The sequence below is a fragment of the Pontibacterium sp. genome, assembly GCF_041587635.1.
Taxonomy (GTDB): domain Bacteria; phylum Pseudomonadota; class Gammaproteobacteria; order Pseudomonadales; family Balneatricaceae; genus Pontibacterium.
Genome location: NZ_JBFGYC010000239.1, coordinates 1 through 5,801 on the forward strand (window position 1 = coordinate 1; position 5,801 = coordinate 5,801).

7 protein-coding genes are annotated in these 5,801 nt (G+C 49.8%); 4 read left to right on the forward strand and 3 right to left on the reverse strand.

Annotation, left to right across the window (positions count from 1 at the left end; all coding sequences use genetic code 11):
• The first annotated feature begins 173 nt into the window (after positions 1 to 173).
• A complete protein-coding gene (locus ABYW01_RS12270) occupies positions 174 to 362 on the forward strand; it encodes a hypothetical protein (protein WP_372833049.1) in 189 nt (62 codons plus the stop codon).
• 249 nt (positions 363 to 611) lie between these two features.
• Here ABYW01_RS12270 and ABYW01_RS12275 read toward each other — a convergent pair whose 3' ends face one another.
• Positions 612 to 1,043 (reverse strand): thioesterase family protein, encoded by a 432-nt coding sequence (locus tag ABYW01_RS12275; RefSeq protein ID WP_193952022.1) that lies wholly within the window; start codon positions 1,041 to 1,043, stop codon positions 612 to 614.
• Between the two features lie 61 nt (positions 1,044 to 1,104).
• Here ABYW01_RS12275 and ABYW01_RS12280 point away from each other — a divergent pair, with 61 nt between their 5' ends.
• Positions 1,105 to 1,734, forward strand: coding sequence for a methyltransferase domain-containing protein (locus ABYW01_RS12280; protein WP_372833051.1), 630 nt, complete (start codon positions 1,105 to 1,107; stop codon positions 1,732 to 1,734).
• A 30-nt stretch (positions 1,735 to 1,764) separates the two neighbouring features.
• On the opposite strand, the gene bioA is transcribed toward ABYW01_RS12280, so the two are convergent.
• The gene (gene bioA, locus ABYW01_RS12285) at positions 1,765 to 3,057 is read right to left on the reverse strand and encodes an adenosylmethionine--8-amino-7-oxononanoate transaminase (RefSeq protein ID WP_372833053.1); all 1,293 of its coding nucleotides are present in this window, start codon (positions 3,055 to 3,057) and stop codon (positions 1,765 to 1,767) included.
• Positions 3,058 to 3,135: 78 nt separating this feature from the next.
• Positions 3,136 to 4,119 (reverse strand): SLAC1 anion channel family protein, encoded by a 984-nt coding sequence (locus ABYW01_RS12290; RefSeq protein ID WP_372833056.1) that lies wholly within the window; start codon positions 4,117 to 4,119, stop codon positions 3,136 to 3,138.
• Positions 4,120 to 4,369: 250 nt separating this feature from the next.
• Between ABYW01_RS12290 and ABYW01_RS12295 the strand changes: the two genes are divergently transcribed.
• Together ABYW01_RS12295 and ABYW01_RS12300 are read left to right on the forward strand one after the other, a co-directional pair.
• Positions 4,370 to 4,834 (forward strand): hypothetical protein, encoded by a 465-nt coding sequence (locus ABYW01_RS12295; protein ID WP_372833059.1) that lies wholly within the window; start codon positions 4,370 to 4,372, stop codon positions 4,832 to 4,834.
• Between the two features lie 76 nt (positions 4,835 to 4,910).
• Positions 4,911 to 5,762, forward strand: coding sequence for a DUF692 domain-containing protein (locus tag ABYW01_RS12300; protein ID WP_372833060.1), 852 nt, complete (start codon positions 4,911 to 4,913; stop codon positions 5,760 to 5,762).
• Positions 5,763 to 5,801: the final 39 nt, after the last annotated feature.

Sequence of the window (5,801 nt, forward strand, 5' to 3'; positions counted from 1 at the left end):
CGAACAACGCCTCGGACAGTGAAGATATCAAAAACCCGTTATCCAGTGGATCGTAAAGCTGCTCCTCTAAAGTGAACAGCATTGCGGCATCTGCCGGGCTTTTTTATGGCTATTGTGGCCCTTAAGGAGACAAGGTCTTTCGGAAGATCAGGTGATTAAGATTCAGCACTCTCATGAATGACCTCTTTGTTGATGTGCTGTTGAAAAGCCCAAAACAGAAACAACTCCGCATACAGGACAAAGACCGGGAAGCGCTTAAGATGGTGAAGCGGGCGGCGCCGTTTAACGCGATACCCGTTGAGCTTGCTCGCAGCCAATTAACGCTGGTGATACCCGTCGCGTTTAAACTGTCGGCGAACTGAGGCGTATGGCTGTGCTACCATCAGCGCCCTCTGAAATGAAGTCTCTACGTGCTGAGCAAAAGGTATCGCTGTTATGTCCCGCCTGAACTATCTGTGTCTGTTGGTTGCTGTTGTTACATTGGCGGGATGTTCCCCCATCCCTGATCTGCCGGGCCCTATCGGTATTCCCGGATTGTGATTAAGACTGAACGTAAAAAGGGCTGCGCATGTGCAGCCCTTTTTATTGGGAAGATGTAATCTATCAATTGATCAGGCGTCTTTCTCCATCTTCGCGCGGAAGCCTTCAGGAACACTGATCACTTTGCGCTGGTCATAATCAAAGAACACAATCCCCGTTTTGGCGTGAGCGACTTCCACTGCTGTCTTTTTGTTCGACATCAGATAGAACAGGTCGCAGCCGTATTTATTGAAATCTCCAACGGTGACGCTGATCTGGATCTCATCACCGTAGAAGCCTTCTGACTTATACACAATCGCTGAGTCGGTCATGATGATGCCTGCGCCTTCCACATCCAGCTCGGTATAGTGGTAGTTTTCCAGAAAGCGTACGCGGGCTTCATGCACCATGGAGAGTACGGCATCGTTGCTGAGGTGGCCGCCGTAGTTAATATCGCTGATACGGATAGGCAGATCTGTCGTAAAGGTGTAATGCTCTGGCATATCGATCTTAATGCGTGCCATGATAAATCCTTATATAAAACATCAGTTAACACGATGTTATGCGAAGAGGCGTGCCGGGTCTATGAATCCCTATCGACAATGGATATTTCCCCGTTTGCTGGACTGGGCGTCTGGCAAGATGGACAAGGAACGCGCTGAGCTGATTGCGATGGCGCAGGGCGACGTGTTGGAACTGGGATCAGGTACCGGAGCCAACTTTCCGTTCTACTCGGATCAGTTGGTTCGGCTGTGGGCATTGGAACCTGAAAAGCCCGTGATGGCGTTGGCCGAGCAGGCGCGTTTGGATTTGCCTCGGAAACAGTCAGAAAAGATCAACCTGCTGTGTGCGGATGGTCATCATCTTCCGTTTGCAGATGACTCCCTTGATAGCGTTATCTGTTGTCTGGTGTTGTGTACGGTGCCTGATCCGGAAAGGATGATGCGGGAAGTGCGTCGGGTGTTAAAACCGGATGGGCAGCTACTGGTATTTGAACACGTGGCGGCGAATGAGCAATCACTGCGCTTACAACGCTGGCAGAATCGGTTGAACCCGATCTGGCGGACTTTAGCCTGTGGTTGTGAGCTCAACCGGCATACCCGTCATACGATTGAGCAGGCCGGTTTTCAGTTTGAGACGATCAGAGATGAGCGCCATCCAGAATTTCCGCGTATTGTATCGCCGATTATTCTGGGTGTTGCCCATCCTGTCTAGAGGGATACTGTCGTGTTATCAGGTGCGATATTAGCCCCGGTATTCGCGAATACTCTCAACCATACCTGATGTTAGCAGGGCCAGATCTTCGTTGGACATAACGTATGGTGGCATCACGTAAACCAGTTTGCCAAATGGGCGAATCCAGAGCCCCCGTTTTATAAACAGCGTCTGGATTTCGGTGGTATTCACCGGCTCTTTCATTTCGATGACGCCAATAGCGCCGAGGCAGCGTACATTGGCAACACTTTCCAGATCTGCAGCGGGTGCCAGTCCGCGTTTTAGCTCGCCTTCAATGCGATTCACGGCACGTTGCCAATCCATCTCTTGCAGCAACGTCAGGCTGGCATTTGCCACGGCACACGCCAACGGATTACCCATAAACGTTGGGCCGTGCATAAAGCAACCCGCGCCACCTTTAGAGATGGTTTCGCCAATCTCGGTGGTGGTGAGTGTCGCGGCGAGTGTCATATATCCGCCCGTGATCGCTTTACCCAAACACATAATATCCGGGGTGATCCCTGCGTGTTCACAGGCAAACAGCTTTCCACTACGTCCAAAACCGGTGGCAATCTCATCGGCGATAAGTAGGACATCGTACTGATCACAGAGTGCTCGAGCACGTTTCAGATACTCAGGCGCGTAAAAGCGCATGCCGCCGGCACCTTGTACAATCGGTTCCAGAATCAGCGCAGCGATCTCATCGTTATGCTGCTCCAGCATCTGTGCAAGCTTAGCAATATCGCTTTCATCCCATGGCTCATCAAAGCCAATCTGCGGGGCGGGTGCAAAGAACTGCTGTGGCAACATGCCGGAAAAAATTTCATGCATACCGGTGACGGGGTCACATACGGACATAGCTCCAAAAGTGTCGCCATGATAGCCATTGCGGATAGTAATGAGCTTGTGCTTATTAGCCTGACCGCGGGCGTGCCAGTATTGGATCGCCATTTTCAGCGCCACTTCAACCGCGACCGAACCTGAATCGGCCAGAAAAACTTTGTCCAGTGGAGCGGGTGTCATTTCGACCAGATTTCGGCTCAGCTCTATGGCCGGTTCGTGGGTCAGGCCTCCGAACATCACATGAGAAACCCGATCTATTTGCTGGTGGGCTGCGTCGTTCAGCGTTGGGTTGTTATAACCATGAATCACCGACCACCAGGATGCCATGCCATCAATCAGCTGCTGACCATCGCTCAGTGTCAGGCGTACTCCTTCCGCAGAAACGACCGGATACATCGGTGGTGGATTGATCATTGAGGAGTAGGGATGCCAGATATGTTGCTGGTCAAAAGCAATCTGCTGTGGGCTGATCTCAGACATAACGCGAATTCACAGTGTCTCAAATAAAAAACGGGCTCCCATTAGAGCCCGCTTTCAGATCGGCTTCAAGCAATCAGATCAATCGGGCTTAAATACGCCTCCGCTGCGTATGGCTTTAAACGTTTTGAACAGAAGTAAGGCGATGACCAGACTCGCGACAGTCAGTGATATCCACGACAAGATTTCAAAGAAACTGTCGCCGGTTTTTTGGTACATGATCTGGATTGCGATTGATGAGGCGGCTAGCGGGAACGAATAGGCCCACCAGGACAAAAAGAACGGAATCCGACGGAAGCGTTCTAACTGAGTAAATAGTAACAGCACGAGGAACATCGCTGAGTAGAACAAAATACGGGCAAAAGCATCAATCTCACCACCGTTGAGTTTTGTATAGGAGATAAATCCGACGGCGGGTGGGGCAATCAGAATAAAAAGGGTCGGTAGTAGCTTTTCTGGTAGTGGATCATGAAACAGAACCCTGTTAAAAATCAGGGTCTTTAAAATAATCCAGTAAACGAGCCCGATACTGAAGAAGAACCAGCTGATCTCGTAAAAACCGTGCTCGGTACCTGTGATGGGGACAATTATGTTACCGACCACAGGAATGAACCACGCAGGTGTACTATGTTGTATCTGGAACTTAGGATGATGTATCCACTGGGTAATGACATGTAACGTGAAACCCAGATGCATGATGCAACCCGCCACCCATAGATACAGGGAAAGATCTGTCGATACTTGTAGTGTTGCCACGCTGAGCAGTAACACTGAGATAGAAAATGCAGGAAAAAAACTAATTTTTATCGGATGATGAAATTCTTTCAGGCTCATTTCAGGAAAGCGCAGTATCTTGGTCACGTACCCAAGCGACACGGCTAAAAAGAGACAGGCAACCAGAACCAGAAGGACCTGACTCACAAGCACTGGAAGCTGTAGCACTTCAGCAGCCTTCTGCCAGGCCAAGGTCAGGCCGGTCGTTCCCATGATCATCGCAAAGAACGCGATAGGGAAATGTTGAAGCTTTGACGATGTAGAAGAGGATGAGGTGGCAGGATTAGCCATTAGCGCCTCCGAGCTAAATTAGATAGATCTAATATAGTAATTCAGTCAACGCCGCAGGCCAAGGGAAAACAGAATTTTAAATCATCTGCTCAGAAAGAATTGATCAGATGAAAAGAGATCGGACAAGCAGGCGGATGATTCAGCGGCTTTTCCAAACTGCCAGACACAGGTTGTGAACGGCAAATTGAATAAAAAAACGAAACCATAATTTGTTAATACTTCTACTACGAGAAGAATGAGGGTGAAAACGATGGCTACTACTAAATCTACTCTGAAACCTGTTGTTGCTGCTGTAAGTCTGGCGTTTGTTGCTGGTATGGCGACTGTTTCTACTGCAAATGCTGCAGCTAACCCATTTGCTGCGTCCGAGCTATCGTCCGGTTACGGTCAGGTTCAGCTGGCGGACAACCACAAAAATGCCGAAGGCAAATGTGGTGAAGGTAAATGCGGCGGCGACAAAAAAGCATCTTCCGAAGGCAAGTGCGGTGAAGGTAAGTGCGGCGGTGACAAAAAAGCATCGTCCGAAGGCAAGTGCGGTGAAGGTAAGTGCGGCGGCGACAAAAAAGCGTCTTCCGAAGGCAAATGCGGTGAAGGTAAATGTGGCGGCGACAAAAAAGCAGACACCGAAGGTAAATGTGGTGAAGGCAAATGTGGCGGCGAGAAAAAGCCATCTGAAGGTAAATGTGGTGAAGGTAAATGTGGCGGTAAGAGCTAAGCAGCCCGTTTACGTTTAAACAATCAGGGCTTCGTTTTGCGAGGCCCTGTTTACAACAGGCTTGAGGAAAGGACAGATGAGAGAACAAGGTTATCCGGTCAAAGGTGCAGGCGTGGGTTATCGTCGCTGCATGACAGAGAGTTTGAAGAATGTTGATCCAGAGCAGATCGATTTTCTTGAAGTCGCACCGGAAAACTGGATTGGGCTGGGTGGTCGATACGGAAAGAGTTTCCGCGAAGCCGCAGAGCGTTTCCCGGTCATGACACACGGTTTGTCATTGTCTCTGGGTGGACCTTCTCCACTGGATCTGGATTTTCTGAATCGCCTGAAAGGCTTCATGAAGGAACACAATATTCGAGCTTACTCGGAGCACTTGAGTTACTGCACCGATGACGGACATCTGTATGATCTGATGCCGATTCCTTTTACTGAGGAAGCCGTGCGTTATGTTGCACAGCGTATCCGCCAGACGCAGGACGTGCTGGAGCAGAAGATCGCCGTAGAGAACGTCTCTTTCTATGCTGCGGTCGGCGCAGAGATGAGTGAAAAAGAGTTTTTGCTGGCGGTGCTGGATGAAGCCGATTGTGACCTGTTACTGGATGTGAACAACATCTATGTGAATAGCGTAAACCACAAATATGACGCACAAGAATTTCTAGCTGCGATGCCTGCTGAACGTATTATGTACCTGCATGTTGCGGGTCATTACAACGAAGCTGACGATCTGATTGTCGATACTCACGGTGCCGACGTGGTCGACCCGGTCTGGAAGCTGTTACAGCAAGCGTATAGTCAATTTGGTGATGTTCCGACGCTGCTGGAGCGCGACTTTAACATCCCTCCGATGGAAGAGTTGCTGGTGGAAGTGGAACAGATTCGCAGTTATCAACAGACCTGGAGGCAGCGTAATGACCGCACCGTTGCATAATCAGGATGACTTTCAGGCGCTGCAATATGATTTTGCAGC